This window comes from Microbacterium sp. Soil_C_42 (assembly GCF_057656735.1).
On record NZ_JBDGJU010000009.1, the window covers coordinates 85,461 to 104,869 of the forward strand.

A 19,409-nucleotide genomic window follows, 5' to 3' on the forward strand; every position below is an offset into this window, starting at 1 on the left:
CGGGATCAGGCGCGCATGAGGGCGACCGCGTCCTTGCTGGGCCCGTCGAACTCCACTCGACCGTTTCGCAGTAGGATTCCGCGTTCGCAGAGTTCGGAGACCATGTTGAGATCGTGGCTGACGACGACCAGAGTCTTACCGGCTGCGTGGAGCTCGCGAATGCGCGCGAGGCACTTCTGCTGGAATGGTTCGTCGCCGACTGACAGGATCTCGTCGATGAGCAGGATGTCGACCTCGGTGTGGATGGCCACCGAGAACGCCAGGCGCAGGAACATGCCCGACGAGTAATGCTTGACCTCGGTGTCGATGAACTGCGCGATCTCGCTGAACGCCACGATGTCGTCGAAACGGGCTTCGGTCTCCTTTTTGCTCATGCCAAGGATCGCCGCGTTGAGATAGATGTTCTCGCGGCCCGACAGATCCGGGTGGAAGCCTGCGCCCACCTCGATGAGTCCCGCGACCCGACCGCGCGTGAGCACCTGGCCGCTATCAGGACGCAGCACGCCCGAGATCATCTTGAGGGTGGTGGACTTTCCGGAGCCGTTGAAACCCAGCAACGCCACGGCTTCGCCCTCGCCGATGTCGAACGACACGCCGTCCAGCGCATGGAATCGAGTGGAGAGCGGCCTGCGTCGCAGCGCCGCCACGAACGTCTCCTTGATCGAGTGCGTGTGGCGGAGCGTGAAGTCCTTATGAATATCCTCGACGACAATGCGCGACGTGGTGCGGACGGGATCAAAGGTCTTGAGCAAAGCGACCCTCCAGGCGGCGGAAGACGAGCTGGCCGACGACCAATACCGCGACGGCGACGGCGAACGCGATGCCGCTGAACAGCCAGAGGCTCGGGAGAGGTTCGGCGCCGGTCGGATTGAGCGGGAACCAGAGTCCGTAGTGGAAGAGTTCGACCGCAGGAGTCAGCGGGTTGAGTCGGTACAGGGTGAAGAGCCAGTCCGGGACTGCATCGGCGACCATCTGCCATTGGTACATGACGGGCGATGCCCATATCGACATCATGACGATGATCTCGACGAAGCTCTGCGCGTCGCGGAACGTCACATTGATCGCGCCGAACAAGAGCCCGACACCGGTCGAGAGTATGGCGATGATCACAAGCGCTACCAGGAGGGCCGCGATCTGCAGCGCTGTCGGCGCCCAACCGAAGAAGAGCGCGATCGCGACGATGACGATGATCTGCGGAACGGTGTTGACGGCCGCAACCAGCACGCTGGCGATCGGGAACATCTCGCGTGGCAGATAGATCTTCTTGATGAGAGGAGCGTTCTCGACGAGGGAGCGCGTGCCGTTGGAGAACGCCTCGTTGAAGAACGTCACAATAGTGATGCCGGCGAGCAGATAGATCGGGTAGTACTCGATGCTCCTGTTGAGGCCGAGGAACACGCCCAGCGCGATGAAGAACACCACGAACTGGACGAGCGGTTTCACATACGACCAAGCCCAGCCGAAGATCGATCCCCGGTAGCGGATCCCGACTTCCTTCCTCACGATGAGGGACAGGAGGTAGCGTCGCCGGAAGACCTCCAACAGTCCGGTCTCGGACCCGGGGCGGACGAACAAATCCGTCGGCGCTGAGTTGGCCATGCGTGCTGTGGTCCTTCGTGCTTTCGGCACAACGCGTGCCTCGACGATTGTACAGAGCGTCCTCCGCTCACCTGCTCCGAGACCCCGGGTCCTCGCGACGCACGGCGCCAATTCGGGGCAATCTCCCAGGTCCGGGGCACACTTGGTGGGTGCGTCAAATCTTAAGAACTCGCGGGTACGCGATAGTCTGCGTTGCTGCGTTGATGATCGCCCTGGTTGCGCCTCCGGCGATCGCGGCGCCGAGCGTCCCGAGTACATCCACGGCGGCCGGTGCCGCATCAGGCGCGGTGGACACCGCCGGCGCAATGGAAGTGGAAACCGAGATCCGAGCCGCGGCTGACCTTTCCAAGTTCCAGGCGGGGCACATCATCAGCGACGCAGTGTTCTTCGACGCCAACGCGATGTCCGAGGGACAGATCCAGTGGCTCCTCGAATCGCTCGTGCCGCGCTGCGAACCCGGATACACGTGTCTGAGGGATTGGTACGACACATCCCGCTCGGTGCCCGCGGATGCCATGTGCGCCGCGTATCCGGGCGGCGTCCGTGAGAGGGCGTCGACGATCATCTTCAAGGTCGCGAAGGCATGCGGCATCAATCCTCAGGTGATCCTTGCCACGCTCCAGAAGGAGCAGGGGCTGGTCAATCACGTGTGGCCGAGCGACTGGCGTTACACGATCGCGATGGGCCAGGGGTGCCCAGACACCGCGGCGTGCGACACGCGATATTACGGGTTCTTCAACCAGGTCTACGGGGCGGCTTGGCAGTGGAAGCGGTACGCCAATCCTGCTGGGACGAGTCAGTACTTCACATGGTATGCGCCGGGCAAGACCTGGAACGTGCGCTACCACCCCGACGCAAGCTGCGGTTCATCGCCTGTCTACATTCAGAACCAGGCTACCTCCAACATGTACTACTACACGCCGTACCAGCCAAACGCTGCGTCGATACGAGCAGGCTCGGGTAGTGGCGACGCGTGCTCGTCATACGGAAATAGGAACTTCTTCCGTTACTTCAGTGACTGGTTCGGTGATCCGGCGATCGATGTGTACGGGGCCATCTTCGACGTCTGGCGGGCTAACGGCGGGGCCGGCGGGCTTCTCAGCAGAGCGATGACGCCGGAGACGTGCGACTGGAGTACCGCGACGACCAACTGCAGTCAGACGTTTGCCAACGGAACCATCGTGTGGAGCCCGTCCGGAGGGGCACACTACATCGCGGGTGCCATCAACGCAGAGTGGACCGGCATCCGTTCGACGATCGGTGTTCCGCTGACCGACGAGACGTGTCAGTGGACGGAGCCCGTCAACTGCATACAGAGATTCGCAAACGGGACCATCGTGTGGACGCCCCAACGTGGCATCACCTATACGCTCGGCGCGATCAATGCGACCTGGCAACAGGCTCAGGGCGTGCTCGGCCTCCCAACAGGACCCGAGAACTGCACCTGGACCGGAGAGGTCAGCTGCATCCAGGAGTTCGAGCGCGGTGGAATCGTGTGGGGCCCGAACTCCGGTGCTCAGTATGTCGGCGCGGGACTCTTCGCCTACTGGAAGGAATCCGCCAGGGGCGTCGTGGGCCTGCCGACCGGCACCGAGTTGTGTGTGTGGACGGGCGACGCGAACTGCGTCCAGGAGTTCCAGCGGGGAGCCTTGGTGTGGAGTGCCGTCGGGGGCCTGCGGTACATGGGCGCCGGCATCCATGCCTACTGGAAGGAATCCGCGCGCAGCGTCGTCGGACTGCCGATCGGCAATGAATCTTGTGTGTGGACGGGCGACGCGAACTGCGTCCAGGAGTTCCAGCGGGGATCCCTGGTGTGGAGTGCCGTCGGGGGCCTGCGGTACATGGGTGCCGGCATCCATGCCTACTGGAAGGAATCCGCGCGCAGCGTCGTCGGACTGCCGACGAGCAACGAGACCTGCGTATGGGGTTCCACGGCAAACTGTGTTCAGCAGTTCCAGCGGGGCGCCGTCGTGTGGAGCAGCAAGTTCGGGCTGCGCTATGTCGCTGGCGCGATCCATGCGGCGTGGATGTCGGCCGCGCCGCCGATCGGCGTGCCTGCAGCAGACGAGCAGTGCATCTGGACCGGAGACGTGCGCTGCGTCCAGCGATTCGAGAGCGGTACCATCACGTGGCGACCGGCCACGGGGCCGGTCATCGCTCGGCCCTGACGAACGTCCCGTGCCTGATCGACGCATAGATCAGGCACGGGACGTTCGTCTCCTATTGCCGAGGCAGTATCTGGCTACGGCGGGGCGATTCCTCCACGCCGAAGGTCTGCTCCCACGCATGAGGTGACGTGACGTCGGTCAGAGCGCCTCGGTAGTCCTTGGCGAGGTCGTCCCACCGTTGGACCAGCTCAAGGTGAAGGCGACGACTCCGGCGGAGGAGCCGGCGGAACTCGCCTCGGTCCCGCTTGTAGACACTGGCGCCGGTTCCGTCCGCGGTCGAGACGAGTGCCGCATCGAGCCCCGCGATCCGCCACCAGCGCACCTGATCGGAGGCGACGCGCGCCTCAGGGCGATCCCATCCGCCTGAGGACTTGACGTAGTTGCGCGCTGCCGAGACAGCAGCCCGCGTGATCCAGTTCAGTCTCGTCGCGGGTGCACTGGCGACAGTGCCCTTACGCGTCGGCTTCCGCCGAGCCACCGCGGGATACTCTCCGATGTCGCGGATAACCTGACCGTCGGGGTAGCTCCCATGGAGCTTTCTCATCTCCGCGGCACGCTGCTCGAGGGTCCGGTGCAGGTGGTCGGGACCGCTGAGGATGTCCTCGAGGGCCTGGACGCGCATCGCCACCGGCGAATACTGCATGGTCAGCAGGTGCTTCAGGTCGGAGAGGAAGCTCTCGCGGGGTAGGGCTCCCCCGGACCGATACGGTGAGTAGAGCAAACCGACGAGCCAGCGATTGCGCTGGTGATAGTACGCCTGCCAGTCCAGGCGGTCGTCCTTCTCGGTCCACGGCATGTGCCACACCGCGGCACCGGGCAGCGAGACTGTGGGTACACCGTGCTTGGCGGCGCGCAGGCCGTACTCGGCGTCGTCCCACTTGATGAACACGGGGAGAGACAGGCCGATGCGCTCGATGGTTGAACGCGGGATGAGGCACATCCACCAGCCGTTGTAGGCGACGTCGACCCGCCGATGGAGGGCCGCGTCAGAACGTAGCGCCTTCACATTGAAGTCGAATGACTCCAGGGCCTCTTCGACGGGGTGCCACATCGTACGGTAAAGGTTCACGGACTCGCCGTAGCTGTGCAGGACCGAGCGCTCGTAGAGGTTGAGCATGTGGCCGCCGACGATCGTGTCCGTGCGGCAGAAGTCGGCGAACGCGACCGCGCGGATAATGCCTTCCGTCTCAACGACGACGTCGTCGTCTAGCAGCATGACGTAGTCGGCTGCGGTGTTCCGCGTACCCTCGTACATTCCGCGCGCGAACCCGCCGGAGCCGCCGAGGTTGGCCTGACGCATGATCCGGAACTTGTCGCCGAGCGCGGCGGCTGCCTCCTCGTATCCGGCCGCTTCGCTGACGAGATCCGAACCTTGGTCGACGATCATCATCGTGTCCAGGACATCGAGGAGCTCGGGGGAGTCGGCGAAGAGCCGCATCTGAGCGACACAGTCGTCGGGGCGGTTGTAGGTCGTGATCGAGACGGAGGCCCTTCCCTTCCGGCGCGCGAGACTCTCATCGACGGTCCACACCGCCGACACCAGCTCTACGGGAGAGCCGCCGGTCTCGAGGTCGAACCAGAGCCAGCCGCCGTCGCCGAACGACTTGAGGGAGACGTCGAACTCCGCGACGCCGTCAACCTCCGGCTTGTTGGCGACGCGGCGGAACGATCCGCGCACCGTCGAGCGGAAAACGTTGATGTTCGCCGTTCCTCGCACCTCGATCGTGAGCCGTACAGACTCCACCGCGGTCCACTGCCGCCAGTACGCGGCAGGGAAGGCGTTGAAGTACGTCGCGAACGACACCGTCGATCGCGAGCCGACCGTGATGGAGTGGCGCTCGAGATTGGATATCGACTTTCGTGCCGTCGCGAGCATCGTCGGGCCGTGGGTCTGCTCGTCGTTCGACTTCCGGCCGATGCGTTCGCGGTCGTCTCGAGCGGCCTCGTGCTTGGCCTGCGGATTGGACACCGAGGTGCGGGTGTCGATGTACAGCGGCAGAGCCATCGGATCGGCGTCCGCGGGGAACGTCATTCGGTGGACGACTCGGCGACCAGCAAGGCCGGAGGAACTAGACATGCACAACCTTCATCACTTGCGGGGATCGACCCCGGGGTGGAACCGCGCCGGAGGCGCTTGACATCTTACGGGCGTCGCCTGAGCACCCGATGACCGTCGCCGGCTATGAGCCGTCGCAGCCGACGATCTCGTAGAGGCGGGCGTCGCCGACTTCCTTGACCAGCACCACCGCGTCCGACCGATCGAGGTCTTCGAAACCCGGGTAGCGGTAGTTCTCGCCGTTGATCTGCTGATCGCCGAAATCGAGGATGTAGCCCACGCCCAGACGTTCGAGCGCGGCGCAGACGGCGCTGCCGGGCTCGGCGTCGTTCGCCTTCTCATCGACGAGCACGATGTCCTTGGTCATCTCGATGATCACGCCAGGATGCAGGACCTCGACGCCTGCGATGGCGTACGCCATCGCAGTGCCGGTTCCGGGGTTGCCGGCGATCACCGCGTCCTCGGGCACGAGCGCCGGGAGTTCTTCGAGGAGGGCGCGCTCATCCGGGGTAAGCAGCGGGGATGCCTCGGTGGGGACATACATGAGGCGTGCCTTCTCGACGGCGGCGGGCACCGCGATGAGCTGCGTCGTGACGACCAGGGCGACCGCCGCGCCGACGGCCAGGAGGATTCTCGGGGTGGTGCCGGGCTCGCCGAACTGCTTCGGCGCGCGCCGGACGATCCAGCGCCACAAGGCCTCGATCGCAACCGCGGCCAGGGGAATGGCGACGAGCGGGATGATCGCGGCGAGACGGGGCGAGTTCGCGTACCACGGGCCGACCAGATCCTTGCGCAGCCAGAGCCACTGCATCGACGACGCCGTCACGAACAGCGCGATGAGGATGCCCAGGAATCCGACGGTGAGGCGGCTCTTGACATCGCCGCGCCGCCACGCGATGACGACGCCGGCCAGCATGGCCGCCGCCAGGACGAGCGGGATCTGCGCGCGCTCCATCGAGAGGGTCAACGCCTCACCGAGGGCCTGGCTCGGCGTCTGCGAAGGCGGCCAGATGTCCTCGGGGATGTTCGGGCGAAGGGAGCGCCACAATTGAAGCGCGATCAGACCGGCGATCGCGAGCCCGGCGGACGCCAGCCAGATCGCACGGCGTCCCGGTCCGCGACGCAGGAATATCACGTACGCGACGACCGCCGCGACGGAGACGAGGACCAGCCATGCCATGAACGCGGCGGGGTGCACCAGCAGGAGCCCCGGGATGGTGGCCACAAGGATGACGACCCACGGGGCGATCCCCGTCGTCGGCCCCTTGTCCACCAGGCCGAGCATGGCGAGGGCCGCCACCAAGGTGGCCGGCAGCGCGCACAGCCCGAGGAAGTAGGGGTACAGGACGCCGTAATCGATCATCAGGATCGGGAAGGCCGGCGCGGCGGCCGACAGGATGCCGACGGCCATGACATAGGCGCGGGAGGCTCCGAACAGGAACGTTCCGAGCAGCATCAGCCCCGCGGGCCAGATGAGCGCACCAGCCGCGATCATCACGGCATTCGATGCGAGTCCGACCGTTGTACCGGTCACTTCGGCGACGAGTGCGACCGTTGCGTGCCACACCGCCGGGTAGAACGTGATGCCCGAGGACTGGGTGCGGGTGAGTTGCGACACGTGAAGCGGCGAGGCGTTCTGCGTATCGATGATGAACTGCGCGGCGTTCAAGTGGAAGATGTTGTCGAACGTCTGGGAGATGTTCTCGGGGTCGACCACGATCAGCGCGAACTGAACCGCGATGAGCACGCCCCCGAGCGCCAGCGCGCCCACCATCAAGCCGCGCGACGTCGTGCGGGTGCGGGGAGAGGTCGCGAACCACGAGCGCAGCGTCAGCCGGAGGACGAGGGCGACGACGCAGGAGGCGGCCGTGACCAGGAGCGTTCCGACGAGATTCCATGGCAGTCCCAGGACGGGTGCGATCAGCGACGCGGCGGCGATGATGGTCACCGACACGGGTCCCGCGAACGCCCAGGAGTGAAGACCACGCAAGCCCAGCGTGCGAACCGCGGCGTAGCCGGGGACGATCAGAATCGCCGCCGCGACGATCACGGGCACGATCGCCGACGCCCATGCGTTCACGCAGCACCCCCCGCGTGGACATGGCAGAGCGACCGGGGTGCAATATTCATGTGGAGGATCCTCGAGGGCGCTGGCAAAGTCGGGTGCGATCGTAGCAGTCGGATATCAGCACGCCCCGGAAGTCGGTTCGAGATGCCAGGCTGCTCGCGTATGCTTGTCAGCGCTGTGCCCTCGGCCCGCGCCCCGCCGGGTACGCTTCCGACGCACCGCTTTCACCCTTAACATGACCGCACCTCTCGCCCTCGCCACGACGCCGCAGCGGCAACCCAGCCGGACCCGTCGGTTCCGTCCCGACATCCAGGCCCTTCGCGCTCTGGCGATCGCGCTCGTCGTCATCAATCACCTCTGGCCGAATCGGCTTCCGGGCGGCTACGTCGGCGTGGACGTGTTCTTCGTGATCTCGGGGTTCCTCATCACCGGGCACCTTTACGGCGAGTTGGCGGCGACCGGCAGCGTGCGCCTCGGTGCCTTCTACGCCCGCCGGATCCGGCGTCTCCTGCCGGCGGCGCTGCTGGTGCTCGTCGTCTCCGCGGCACTGGTGGCGCAGTTCCTGCCTTACCCCCAATGGGGGCGGAATGCGGCCGAGCTGACGGCCAGCGCGGCCTACGTCGAGAACTGGCTACTCGCCACGCTCTCCGTGAACTACTCGGCGCTGAACGACGCCGCGAGCGTTGCACAGCACTACTGGTCGCTCTCGGTCGAGGAGCAGTTCTACCTGCTGTGGCCAGTGCTCCTTACGGGTGGGCTGTGGCTCTTTGCCCGGGTTCGCGGCGACTCGAATGCGCCACGGCGACGCGCGGTCTCGGTGCTGGCGCTGGTCACGCTTCTGTCGTTCGCCGCCAGCGTGGCGTACACGTTCGGCGCCCCCCAGCAGGCGTACTTCGCGACCTTCACGCGGGCATGGGAGTTCGGGATCGGCGGCCTCATCGCCCTGGTCGCGCATCGCATGATCCCGGGGCGGCTCGTCTCGGGGGCGCTCAGCATCGCCGGTCTGGCTGCGATTTTGGTTGCCGCGCTCTCCTTCGGGCCCGACACACCGTTCCCCGGCGCCGCCGCGCTCCTTCCGGTGCTCGGAACGGCCGCGATCATTCTCTGCGGCACCCGGATCTCGCACACGTGGCACGCCCCGCTGACGTCCAGTCGACCGGTGCAGTGGATCGGAGACATCTCCTACTCGCTGTATCTCTGGCACTGGCCGTTGATAGTCATCGCGCCCTTCGCGCTGCGGACCGAGCTCGGGACCGCAGCGAAGGTCGGCATCTTGGTCGTGGCAGTCGCCCTCGCCGCCGCGACCAAGAAGCTGGTAGAGGACCCCGCGCGCTCGGCGCCGGTGTGGTCGGGCTCGGTCGGTCGATCCGTCATCGGGATGGGCGCGGGCATGCTCGTCGTCTTCCTCGTAGCGGGCGCGCTGTGGGCAGGCTCCGCTGTCCGCACTGCGGCGGACTCGCAGTTCGGTCCGCTGCCGACCGGCCCGTGCGCGGGTCCGGCTGCGATGCAGGACCCCGGTGCGTGTCCGGACGCGTTCGGTCTGACCGTGTCGCCCATCATGACCGTGCGCAACTCGCCGTTCATGTCGCCGGATGAATGCAAGGAGGCTGAAGAGCTCGCAATCGGCGACCGCTCGACGACGCGCGTGTGCGACTTCGCCGGTGGGGACCCCGACGCGAAGCGCGTCTGGCTCGTCGGCGACTCGCACGCCGAGCAATGGCAGGGCGCGGTCTTCCAGATCGCCCGCGACCAGGGCTGGAACGTCACCGTCAGCCTGTTCGGCGGATGCCCGGCGGCGGACGTCGCGTTCGTCGGCTTCCGCGGCGTCGCGGCGCCCGTCGAGGCGGCGGACTGCCGAGCCTGGAGTCGCGAGCTGAGCCGCACGATCGTGGAGGCGCAGCCCGACCTCGTCCTGACCTCGATGGCCGCACGGCTCCAGCTCGTCGACGACGAGTCGGGCCGCCCCGCCGTGGACCAGTTCGTGGAAGGGCTGACGCGCGACTGGCAGCGATGGGCGGACGCCGGGGCGCAGGTCATGGCGATCGCCGACGCCCCGCTCAACAGCGAGGTGCGCAGTGCGGAATGCGTCGCGCTCGCCGCCGAGAACCCGATCGACTGTGCGCGACCGCGGTCCGACGCCCAGCCCCCCGACCCGCTCGTGCTCGCGGCCGCGCAGCTGAACCGCCCCGACGTGCAGGTAGTGGACTTCACCGACAGCTTCTGCGACGAATCCCTCTGCTACGCGGTCGTCGGTGGCGAGCCGGTGTACTACGACGCAGACCATCTCAACCTTCGGTACGTCCGCATGCTCACACCCCAGCTGGAACGCGTCGTCTCCGAGGAATTGGCGGCGGCTGAGGGGTGAGCCCCGGCCGCAAACGAACGAAAGCATCGAAACCATGGACATTCTCATCGTCGGATCCGGCTTCTTCGGCCTGACCATCGCCGAGCGGGCCGCTGCTGCGGGGCGCAAGGTGGTAGTGATCGACCGCCGGCCGCACATCGGCGGCAACGCTTACAGCGAGGACGAGCCGACGACCGGAATCGAGGTCCACCGCTACGGCGCGCACCTCTTCCACACGTCCAACCCCACGGTGTGGGAGTACGTCAACCGATTCACGAAGTTCACCGACTACGTGCACCGCGTATACACGAACCACAAGAACGTCGTCTATCCGCTGCCCATCAACCTCGGCACCATCAACCAGTTCTTCCAGGCGGCGTACACGCCGGATCAGGCTCGCGCGCTGGTGCACGAATTGGCCGGCGAGTTCGACGCGAAGGAGGCCGCGAATCTCGAGGAAAAGGGCATCGCGCTGATCGGCCGCCCGCTCTACGAGGCCTTCATCCGCGACTACACGGGCAAGCAGTGGCAGACGGACCCCAAGGAACTCCCCGCCGAGGTGATCAGCCGACTGCCGGTGCGCTACAACTACGACAACCGTTACTTCAATGACACGTGGGAGGGGCTTCCCGTCGATGGCTACACCGCGTGGCTCGAGCGGATGGCGGACCACCCGAACATCGAGGTGAAGCTGGGCACGGACTACTTCGACGATTCGCAGCCGCTCAACAAGAAAGCGACCGTCGGTCAGCTGCCCATCGTCTACACCGGTCCAGTCGACCGCTACTTCGACTACTCCGAGGGCGCGCTCAGCTGGCGCACGATCGACCTCGAGCAGGAGGTGCTCGAGGTGGGCGACTTCCAGGGCACCTCAGTGATGAACTACGCGGACGCCGACGTGCCGTACACGCGGATCCACGAGTTCAAGCACTTCCACCCGGAGCGCGCGGACCGCTACCCGACGGACAAGACCGTCATCATGCGCGAGTTCTCCCGGTTCGCATCCCGCGACGACGAGCCGTATTACCCCGTGAACACGCCGGAGGACCGTGACGGTCTGCTCGCGTACCGCGAGCTGGCCAAGGGCGAGCAGGATGTGCTGTTCGGGGGCCGCCTCGGTACCTACCAGTACCTGGATATGCACATGGCGATCGGTTCGGCGCTGTCGATGTGGAACAACCAGCTCGCGTGAGCGTCGGCGGCTTCCCCGTGGGTGCTCAGGAGGCGCTGGCTAGAATCGACAGCATGTCGTCTGCTGAATCCCGTGTGCTCATCGTGCTCCCGGCGTTCAACGAGGAAGAGGCGATCGGCGATGTCGTGCGGGAAGTGCGCACGACGCTGCCCCAGGTCCGCTGCGTCGTGGTCAACGACGGATCCAAAGACCGCACAGTGGAAGTGGCGCGGGCGGCGGGTGCCGACGTTCTGAGCCTTCCTTTCAATCTCGGCGTCGGCGGCGCCATGCGCCTTGGCTACAAGTTCGCCGTCGAGAACGGCTATGACGTCGTCATCCAGATCGATGCGGACGGCCAACACGATCCGGCCGCCGTTCCCGAGCTGCTCGCCAAGCTCGACGAGTTCGACATCGTGATCGGAGCGCGCTTCGCGGGCGTCGGCGAGTACCGGGCGCACGGGGTGCGCCGTCTGGCGATGCGCGTGATCGCAGGCGTGCTGAGTCGCACCGCGAAGACCACGCTCACCGACACGACGTCGGGCTTCAAGGCCGCCGGACCACGTGCGGTTGCCCTCTTCGCCGAGAACTACCCCGCCGAGTACCTCGGCGACACGATCGAGGCACTGGTCATCGCGGCTCGCGCAGGTTGCCGCATCACGCAGGTTCCGGTGGCGATGCGGCCGCGGGCGGGCGGCCGCCCGTCCCACAACCCCTTCAAGGCCGCCGTGTATCTCGGACGCGCTTTCTTCGCGCTCGGGTTCGCGTACCTCCGACCGGCCCCGGCCGACTTCAGCAAGCAGGTGACGGCATGACGGCGACGAGTTACCTCCTCGGCATCGCAGCGGCCCTCGTCACGCTGATCGTCGTGCTCGAGCTCCTGCGACGCAGGCGGCTGCGCGAGCGACACGCCGTGTGGTGGCTGCTGGCGGCGATTCTCGCCCTCGTCGTCGGCATCTTCCCTGATCTGCTCGGGTGGGCGGCGGGGATCGTCGGAGTGGTCCTCCCGACGAACCTGGTCTTCTTCGTGAGCATCGCGATCCTCGTCCTCGTCTCCATCCAGCACAGCGCAGAGCTCACGGACCTCGAGGCTGAGACGCGCGTGCTCGCGGAACGCACCGCCCTGTTGGAGCTCCGCGTGCTCGAGCTCGAGAGCGCCGGCGTGCGTGAGGAGCCGACCGTCGATCAGGAGACAGTCGAAGACTGATGGAACCCTTGGACACCGAGGGGCCGAAGCCGATGCTCAGCGTCGTCATCCCCTCGTACAACTCTGCGCCGTGGCTCCCCTCGACCCTCGCGGTGCTCGCCGACGCGATCGTGGCCTCCGGCGCCCGGACCGAGGTGATCGTGGTCGACGACGGCTCGACGGACGGAACCCCGGATGTCGTCGCTCAGGCGGGTGCGTCGTTCCCCGGATCGGTCCAGGTCGTCAGCCAGGACAATCGCGGCCGCTTCCTCGCGCGCTGGGAAGGCATCCGGCGCGCGGCCGCAGACCTCGTCCTCCTGCTGGACTCACGGGTGCTGATTCACCCGGACTCCCTGAGCCATGTGCTCGGACGCATCGCTGATGACCCGACGCTCGTTGCGTGGAACGCCGCGGTCGTGACGGACCCGCATGCACCACTGGTCGGGCTGTTCTGGGAGGTGCCGACGCACGTCTTCTGGGGGAGGTACCTGCGGCACCCGCGGGTCTTCGACCTCACTGACCAGAACTTCGACCAGGCGCCCAAGGGCACCACGATGTTCCTGGCGCGCAAGGACGTCCTGGTGGACGCGTTCCAGTTCGCATGGCCCGAGGGCGACACGAAGCTCGTCTCCGACGACACCAAGGTGCTCCGCCGCATCGCCTCGACTCGATCCATCCGACTCGATCCCGCCTTCAGCGCCACCTATCGGCCGCGCACCACCACCCGTGGCTTCGTCACCCACACGCTGGACCGAGGAACGCTGTTCGTCGACAGCTATGCAGGCACAACGGTGGCGCGATCGATCATCCTCATCCTGCTCGCGGTGCTTCCGCTGCTCCTGCTCGCGACGCTGGTCGCATTGTTCGCCTCCGGATGGGCGGCTGCCGCCTGGGGGCTCTGCCTGGCTGCGCTGCTGCTCGCACTGCTGCCGGCGGTGCTCGCCGCCGTCAACCGGTGCCGCGGAAGGGCGATACTCGCCTATGTCTGCTGTTTGCCGCTGTTCGTCATCCCCTTCTGGCTCGGCCTCGTGCGGGGCATCTTCATCCACCGGAAGTCGTTCACCGGCTCCCGCAAGTCCAGTCAGGCCGTCGCGCCGAGAACGGAGGGACGATGATCGTCTTCATTTACGGAACCACCGCGGAAGCGATCAAGATCGCTCCCGTCGCTCGTCGTCTCGAAGCCGAGGGCGTGCCCTATCAGCACTGGATCACCCAGCAGCACACGGAGGCGCTGCGGAAGGCCATTCCCGAGCTCGGCCTGACGCCCCCCGATCGCGTCATCGCGAACGGCTGGCGCGGCAAACCCCTCAAATCGCCGGTTCAGATGGTCGGATGGGCGTTCGACGTCGTCATGTGGGCTGCCCGCAATCTGCGTTCCATCCGCCGCCAGCTGCCGCCGGGCTCGGTCGTCGTGGTGCACGGCGACACGATGACGACGGTCCTCGGCACCTTCATCGGACGCCGCCTCCGCGTGCCCGTCGCCCATGTCGAGGCCGGACTGCGATCGGGTAACTGGCGGCACCCGTTCCCCGAGGAGCTGGACCGTCGCATCGTCGGCCGATTCGCTGACATCCACTACGTGCCCTCGCAGGAGGCGGCCGACAACCTCTCCGGCCGCCCGAACGTGGTGGTGACGCACGGCAACACCGCGAAGGACGCTGTGCGCGACGCCGCGGCGGCCGTCGATGCCCTGCCCAGCGAGGATAAGTTCGGGCTGGTGCTGCTGCATCGCTACGAGTTCATCTCCAACCCGGCTCTCGTCCGCGAGACCCTCAAGACCCTGGACGCGAACACGCCGATCCCGCTGCGGCTCATCGTGGACCAGTACTCGCGGGGCGCGATCGAGCAGAGCATCCAGGAGCTCGGCCTCACCAACTTCTCCATCATGACCAAGCTCGAGCACGGGCAGTTCGTCGCGCTGATGAAATCGGCGCGGTTCATCGTCACTGATTCCGGCGGCATCCAGCAGGAGACGGCCGCGCTCGGCGTGCCGACGCTGATCCACCGCGTCGTCACCGAAGGACGGGAAGGTTTCGGCACGAGCGCCGTCCTCTCCGGCTGGGACCAGCGCGTCGTGGCCGACTTCCTCCGCTCGTACGAGAGCTACCGTCACACCGACGTCGAGGCGGGGGCATCCCCATCCGACATCATCGTCGCCGATCTTCGCGCGCGCGGTCTCGCGGTGCCCGTCGAGGACGGCTCACGGCGACGCAGCGCCGACTGACACAAGGCCGCGATGACGCAAAGCGTGCGATGCAGGTCCGACACCGCGTCGCGCCAGCATGGTAGCGCTCAGCGCGCGTCGAGGGTGATCCAGTCAGGACCGAGCAGGTCCGCCTTGGCGGTGCCCGTCTGGGTCCAGGGTCGCGGGGCCACCACGGGAACAGCGTCGCCGACGCGGCGGCGCATGAGCTCGGCAGCCCACCAGCTGAAGCTGGAATTGCTCATGATCATCGCGCGACCTGCGGACATGGCCTTGAGCGTCGCCCAGGTGCCGAGCACGCCATCGTCCTCGACGAACTCGAAGTCGCCCTCCACGCCCCGAAGCTCATCCTTCACGAGGTCGACGGAGTCTGAGAACACCCGCACAGGGTGATGGAGCCCAATCGACCGGAGGTGACGCACGCCCCTGACCGCATAGTCGACCGACGCGATGAACTGACGGTCGGCCGAGACGGCGAGATAATCTCCGCGGCGCAGATGAAGGGTGATCGCCGGTGCGGCGAGCATGGACTCGATGCGTGCCGTCTCCTCCGCGGTCTCCTCGGTCTTCAGCATTGCCGAGGCGAGCTCGTCACGGATCGTGGGGAAGTACCGCGGCGACTGGAAGTAGCCGACGAGCGTCGTTCCGGGGCGGATGCCGTTGATCGCCGGCGAGTAGGCGTCGCCGTCGCGTTCGAGGTAGACGCGCCCCCACGGGCGCCGCGGAAGCGGGAGGACGCGCTCGCGGTTGATGCGGACGGAGCGCCACGGACTTTCGGTGGGCGAGAGGACATGGCCCGGATTCGGCACGGCATCGAGTCCGTACGCGAAAGTGCCGCCGACGGTGAAGTGGGACCTGTCGAGATACAGCGGCACGTTCAGGCGGCGAGACTGCTCCCACGCGGCCGCAAGGATAAAGAGCTGGTTTCCGAGCCCGCCCATCACGTAGGCGCACACTCCGTCGCGAACTGTCATGAGGTCATCCCTTCTGCTGCGGCCAGACGCCGCGATCGGATTCCGTCCAGGAGCAGGAAAGCGCCGAGCGTGACGACCCCGATTCCGGCGAACCAGCCGAGCATGGCGGTGATGTCCGGGACGACGAGTTGGAACGCGACCCACTGCACGAGGACGGCGCCGATCAGGACGGCCGCAGCTCCTCTCGATGTGGTCGAGGTCATCTTGATGAGCATTCCCTGCGCCGCCATCCATGGCGTATACGCCAGGGCGACGGGCACGAGCAGGGCGGACGCGCCGGCGTAGGCCGTGCCGTAGAGCAGGTGGATGATCCACGGCCCGGCGATCAGGAACAACAGCACCATGGCCAGGCTCGTCGCGATCGAAAGGCCGAGCGTGGCCAGGACCCCGATCCGTGCGAGCCGGGGATTGTCGCGAGCGCGAACAAACCGCGGAAGGAGGTAGAGCGACAGTGTCGATGGGACGAGGAAGCCCGCCTTCACCAGCACGGCGACGGCCGCGTAGGAGCCGGCGACGGACTCCTCGGCTCCCGCTCTCAGGAAGATCACGTCCGACGCGGTGAGCCAGGCAAACGCGACCGTCAACAGGACGATCGTCAGACCGTCGACGGTGAAGGCGCCGCCCGAAGGGCGCGCGACCCGCCGCGCCGACCAGACCGCGCCGACGACCGACAGGCCGGTGGCGACGACCACCGAACCGATGACACCGCCGATTCCGAACCCGAGCGCGATCGCCAGGACAAGCAGGAGGATGCGGCTGACCAGGGAGATCGTCGACCACCACACCGCTCGTGCGACATCGCCGGAACCCTGGAGCAGCCCCAGGGCGTCGGCGAATATGAAGCTGAGCGGGATGCACGCTGCGGCCGCGAGGACGACCACCGCAGTCGTGTCGAGCGCACCGGCGATCAGAGGCGAGAGCGCCGCTAGGGCGGCGCCACCGACCCCGCCCATGATGATCGCCTCCCACGGCACCTTGCGTCCGCGGGACGGCCGATCGGGATCGGCAGGCTGCGCCGGCGCGTCGGCGAGCGCGGCCGCGGTCTGCACCGTGACGATGTTCTGCAGCGAGGAACTGCCCACAGCAGCGACGCTGATGATGTTGAGGAAGGCGGCGAGCAGGCCGAACTCTGCGGGTGCCAGGTATCGGGCACTGACGATCTGGAAGACGAACGCGGCGATGACCCCGAGCACGCTGGCCATCGCCACCGCGGAGAGGCCGCGGGCGTGGGAGCGGATGTGTCCACGCAGCTCGCGGTTGGCGCGGCTCATGTGCCCTCGTTTCGTATGGGGTTTGCGCGTCGACACGCGCCGCGGGCGAGTGGTGCCGACGGGGGATCGCGACCCGATCGTCCCCCCGTCCGGGACGCACGAAGTGGGGGCCCGACATGCCAGACTATCAACCCGCCTGCGTCCACCGCGCGCGGCAGGGGCGACATGCATCAACTACACTCGGACGCGGCTCGACTCTCGATGCGAGGTGTTCTGTCGCGCCAGGATCGAGTAGGGAAGCTGATGCGTGTACTTCTGACCGGCGGCAACGGCATGCTCGCCAGAGCGATCGGGCAGGCGTGGGAAGCGAGCGGTCGAAACGACGAGCTCGTTCCGGTCACTCGCGCTGATGCCGATCTGCGCGACCAGACGGCGGTCCGCGAGCTCATCGCCGACCGGCAACCCGATCTCGTCATCCACGCTGCCGCGAAAGTCGGAGGCATCGCCGCGAACGTCGCCGACCCGGCGGGCTTCTTGATGGATAACCTCCGGATCGATACGAACCTGCTGTCGGCCTCGCTGGACGCCGGCGTCACGCGATTCCTCTACTTCGGCAGCTCATGCATGTATCCGAAGGACTACCGCCAGCCGCTCGTCGAGACAGACGTGCTCGCCGCCCCCTTGGAACCGACCAACGAGGGCTACGCACTTTCGAAGATCGCCTCGGCGAGATTCTGCGAGTACGTCGCGCAGCAGTTCGGGCACGACTACCGCGTGATCATCCCCTCGAACCTCTACGGCCCGAACGACGACTTCTCCCTCGACCGCGGTCACCTCGTCGCCGCGACGATCGCGAAGGCGCATCGCGCCAAGGAGGAGAGCGCCGCAGCGATCGACGTGTGGGGCGACGGGACCGCGCGCCGCGAGTTCACCTATGTCGGCGACCTCGCCGACTGGATCGTCGGGCACCTCGACAGCATGCACGAGTGGCCGACGCTCATGAACGTCGGTCAGGGCGACGACCACAGCGTTCTCGACTACTACGAAGCGGCGCTCGCCGCGGTCGGCTACAAGTGCGACCTCGTCACCGATCCCTCCAAGCCTGCCGGCATGAGGCAGAAGCTCATGGATTCATCGCTCGCCGCAGATTTCGGCTGGGCCGCGTCGACGACGCTTCGCGAAGGCATGCGACGGTCCTACGAGGCCTACCTGCGAACGCTGGAGACTGCAAAGGAAGGTTCACTGACGTGAGTATCCGTTACCCGCTGGCCACGACCACGTGGGACGACGCCGAGTACGGGGCGCTGCAGGACGTCATCGCGAGCGGTCGCTTCACGATGGGACCGCAGGTGCGGGCCTTCGAGGAGGAGTTCGCCGCCGCGCTCGGGGCGAAGCACGCCGTCATGGTCAATTCCGGCAGCAGCGCGAACCTCATCGCGCTCGCGGCGGCGGTCGTCAACCCCGGCGTGGACCTGAACCCGGGCGACGAGATCATCGTCCCCGCGGTCTCCTGGGCGACGACGTACTATCCCGTGCATCAGCTCGGGCTCACGCTGCGATTCGTCGACGTCGACCTCGACACGCTGAACATGGATCCTGAGCTGGTCGCTGCGGCGATCACTCCCACGACGAAGGCGATTCTCGCCGTCAACCTGCTGGGCAATCCCGCGGACCTGGTGAGACTGTCCGACCTCGCCTCCGACAACGGACTGATCCTGTTGGAGGACAACTGCGAGTCCCTCGGAGCGACGCTCGACGGGCGCAGCGCCGGCACCTTCGGCCTCGCCGGCACCTACAGCTCGTTCTTCTCGCACCACATCTCCACCATGGAGGGCGGGCTCGTCACGACCGACGACGAGTACACCTACCAGGCGGCGGTCTCGCTCCGGGCACACGGATGGACGCGAGAACTGCCTGCGGAGAACCTCATCCACCCCAAGACCGGGGATCTCTTCGACGACCTCTTCCGGTTCGTCCTCCCCGGATACAACGTGCGACCGCTGGAGATGTCCGGCGCCCTGGGCCGGCACCAGCTCGCGAAGCTGCCGGAGCTCGTCGCCGGTCGGCGTGCCAACGCCGCGCGGTTCGCCGAGATCTTCGGTGGCCGCTCCGACGTCCGGATCCAGCGCGAGAACGGCGCGAGCAGCTGGTTCGGCTTCTCGTTCATCCTCGAAGGACGCCTTTCGGGTCGTCGCGCAGATGTCGTGAAGGCCCTCGGCGAAGCGGGCATCGAGTCGCGTCCGATCGTCGCCGGCAACTTCGCCCGCAACCCCGTGATGAGTCACCTGCGGGCAGAGGTGCCCGAGTCGCTTCCCGCGGCCGACCGCATCCATGTCGACGGGCTCTTCGTCGGCAACCATCACTACCCGATCCCGGGCGAGCTCGAACTGCTCGCCACCGCGATCGACGGCGTCTGACGCCGAGAGACAGAT

Annotated in this window: 15 protein-coding genes; 9 read left to right on the top strand and 6 right to left on the bottom strand. The window is 66.7% G+C overall.

Annotated features, from left to right (window positions below):
* Positions 1-5 precede the first annotated feature (5 nt).
* Positions 6-752 (bottom strand): ABC transporter ATP-binding protein, encoded by a 747-nt coding sequence (locus tag AC3A46_RS08125; RefSeq protein WP_487664693.1) that lies wholly within the window; start codon positions 750-752, stop codon positions 6-8.
* Positions 736-1,599, bottom strand: a complete 864-nt coding sequence (locus tag AC3A46_RS08130; protein ID WP_487664694.1) for an ABC transporter permease — start codon at positions 1,597-1,599, stop codon at positions 736-738. Before AC3A46_RS08130 ends, AC3A46_RS08125 begins: the two co-directional genes overlap by 17 nt.
* Positions 1,600-1,802: 203 nt before the next feature.
* Here AC3A46_RS08130 and AC3A46_RS08135 point away from each other — a divergent pair, with 203 nt between their 5' ends.
* The gene (locus tag AC3A46_RS08135) at positions 1,803-3,767 is read left to right on the top strand and encodes an LGFP repeat-containing protein (protein WP_487664695.1); all 1,965 of its coding nucleotides are present in this window, start codon (positions 1,803-1,805) and stop codon (positions 3,765-3,767) included.
* A gap of 52 nt (positions 3,768-3,819) precedes the next feature.
* Here the strand turns inward: AC3A46_RS08135 and AC3A46_RS08140 are convergent, their stop codons facing one another.
* A complete protein-coding gene (locus AC3A46_RS08140; RefSeq protein WP_487664696.1) occupies positions 3,820-5,799 on the bottom strand; it encodes a glycosyltransferase in 1,980 nt (659 codons plus the stop codon).
* A gap of 148 nt (positions 5,800-5,947) precedes the next feature.
* Positions 5,948-7,903, bottom strand: a complete 1,956-nt coding sequence (locus tag AC3A46_RS08145; RefSeq protein WP_487664697.1) for a DUF6541 family protein — start codon at positions 7,901-7,903, stop codon at positions 5,948-5,950.
* 223 nt (positions 7,904-8,126) lie between these two features.
* On the opposite strand from AC3A46_RS08145, the gene AC3A46_RS08150 reads away from it, so the two are divergent.
* The 6 genes from AC3A46_RS08150 to AC3A46_RS08175 are packed head-to-tail and all read left to right on the top strand — an operon-like array spanning position 8,127 to position 14,813.
* Positions 8,127-10,256, top strand: a complete 2,130-nt coding sequence (locus AC3A46_RS08150; protein WP_487664698.1) for an acyltransferase family protein — start codon at positions 8,127-8,129, stop codon at positions 10,254-10,256.
* Between the two features lie 34 nt (positions 10,257-10,290).
* Positions 10,291-11,427, top strand: coding sequence for a UDP-galactopyranose mutase (gene glf, locus AC3A46_RS08155; RefSeq protein WP_487664699.1), 1,137 nt, complete (start codon positions 10,291-10,293; stop codon positions 11,425-11,427).
* A 53-nt stretch (positions 11,428-11,480) separates the two neighbouring features.
* Positions 11,481-12,218 (top strand): glycosyltransferase family 2 protein, encoded by a 738-nt coding sequence (locus AC3A46_RS08160; RefSeq protein ID WP_487664700.1) that lies wholly within the window; start codon positions 11,481-11,483, stop codon positions 12,216-12,218.
* On the top strand, positions 12,215-12,610 hold the full coding sequence (locus AC3A46_RS08165) for a DUF2304 domain-containing protein (RefSeq protein ID WP_487664701.1): 396 nt from the start codon (positions 12,215-12,217) through the stop codon (positions 12,608-12,610). Before AC3A46_RS08160 ends, AC3A46_RS08165 begins: the two co-directional genes overlap by 4 nt.
* Positions 12,610-13,704, top strand: coding sequence for a glycosyltransferase family 2 protein (locus tag AC3A46_RS08170; RefSeq protein ID WP_487664702.1), 1,095 nt, complete (start codon positions 12,610-12,612; stop codon positions 13,702-13,704). Before AC3A46_RS08165 ends, AC3A46_RS08170 begins: the two co-directional genes overlap by 1 nt.
* Positions 13,701-14,813 (top strand): UDP-N-acetylglucosamine 2-epimerase, encoded by a 1,113-nt coding sequence (locus AC3A46_RS08175; protein ID WP_487664703.1) that lies wholly within the window; start codon positions 13,701-13,703, stop codon positions 14,811-14,813. The genes AC3A46_RS08170 and AC3A46_RS08175 overlap by 4 nt, the downstream gene beginning before the upstream one ends.
* Positions 14,814-14,881: 68 nt before the next feature.
* Here the strand turns inward: AC3A46_RS08175 and AC3A46_RS08180 are convergent, their stop codons facing one another.
* Together AC3A46_RS08180 and AC3A46_RS08185 are read right to left on the bottom strand one after the other, a co-directional pair.
* Positions 14,882-15,766 (bottom strand): alpha-1,2-fucosyltransferase, encoded by an 885-nt coding sequence (locus AC3A46_RS08180; RefSeq protein ID WP_487664704.1) that lies wholly within the window; start codon positions 15,764-15,766, stop codon positions 14,882-14,884.
* Complete coding sequence (locus tag AC3A46_RS08185) at positions 15,763-17,037, bottom strand: oligosaccharide flippase family protein (RefSeq protein WP_487664705.1); 1,275 nt, start codon at positions 17,035-17,037, stop codon at positions 15,763-15,765. The genes AC3A46_RS08180 and AC3A46_RS08185 overlap by 4 nt, the downstream gene beginning before the upstream one ends.
* A gap of 243 nt (positions 17,038-17,280) precedes the next feature.
* On the opposite strand from AC3A46_RS08185, the gene AC3A46_RS08190 reads away from it, so the two are divergent.
* A complete protein-coding gene (locus AC3A46_RS08190; protein ID WP_487664706.1) occupies positions 17,281-18,228 on the top strand; it encodes a GDP-L-fucose synthase family protein in 948 nt (315 codons plus the stop codon).
* A complete protein-coding gene (locus tag AC3A46_RS08195) occupies positions 18,225-19,394 on the top strand; it encodes a DegT/DnrJ/EryC1/StrS family aminotransferase (RefSeq protein ID WP_487664707.1) in 1,170 nt (389 codons plus the stop codon). The genes AC3A46_RS08190 and AC3A46_RS08195 overlap by 4 nt, the downstream gene beginning before the upstream one ends.
* Positions 19,395-19,409: the final 15 nt, after the last annotated feature.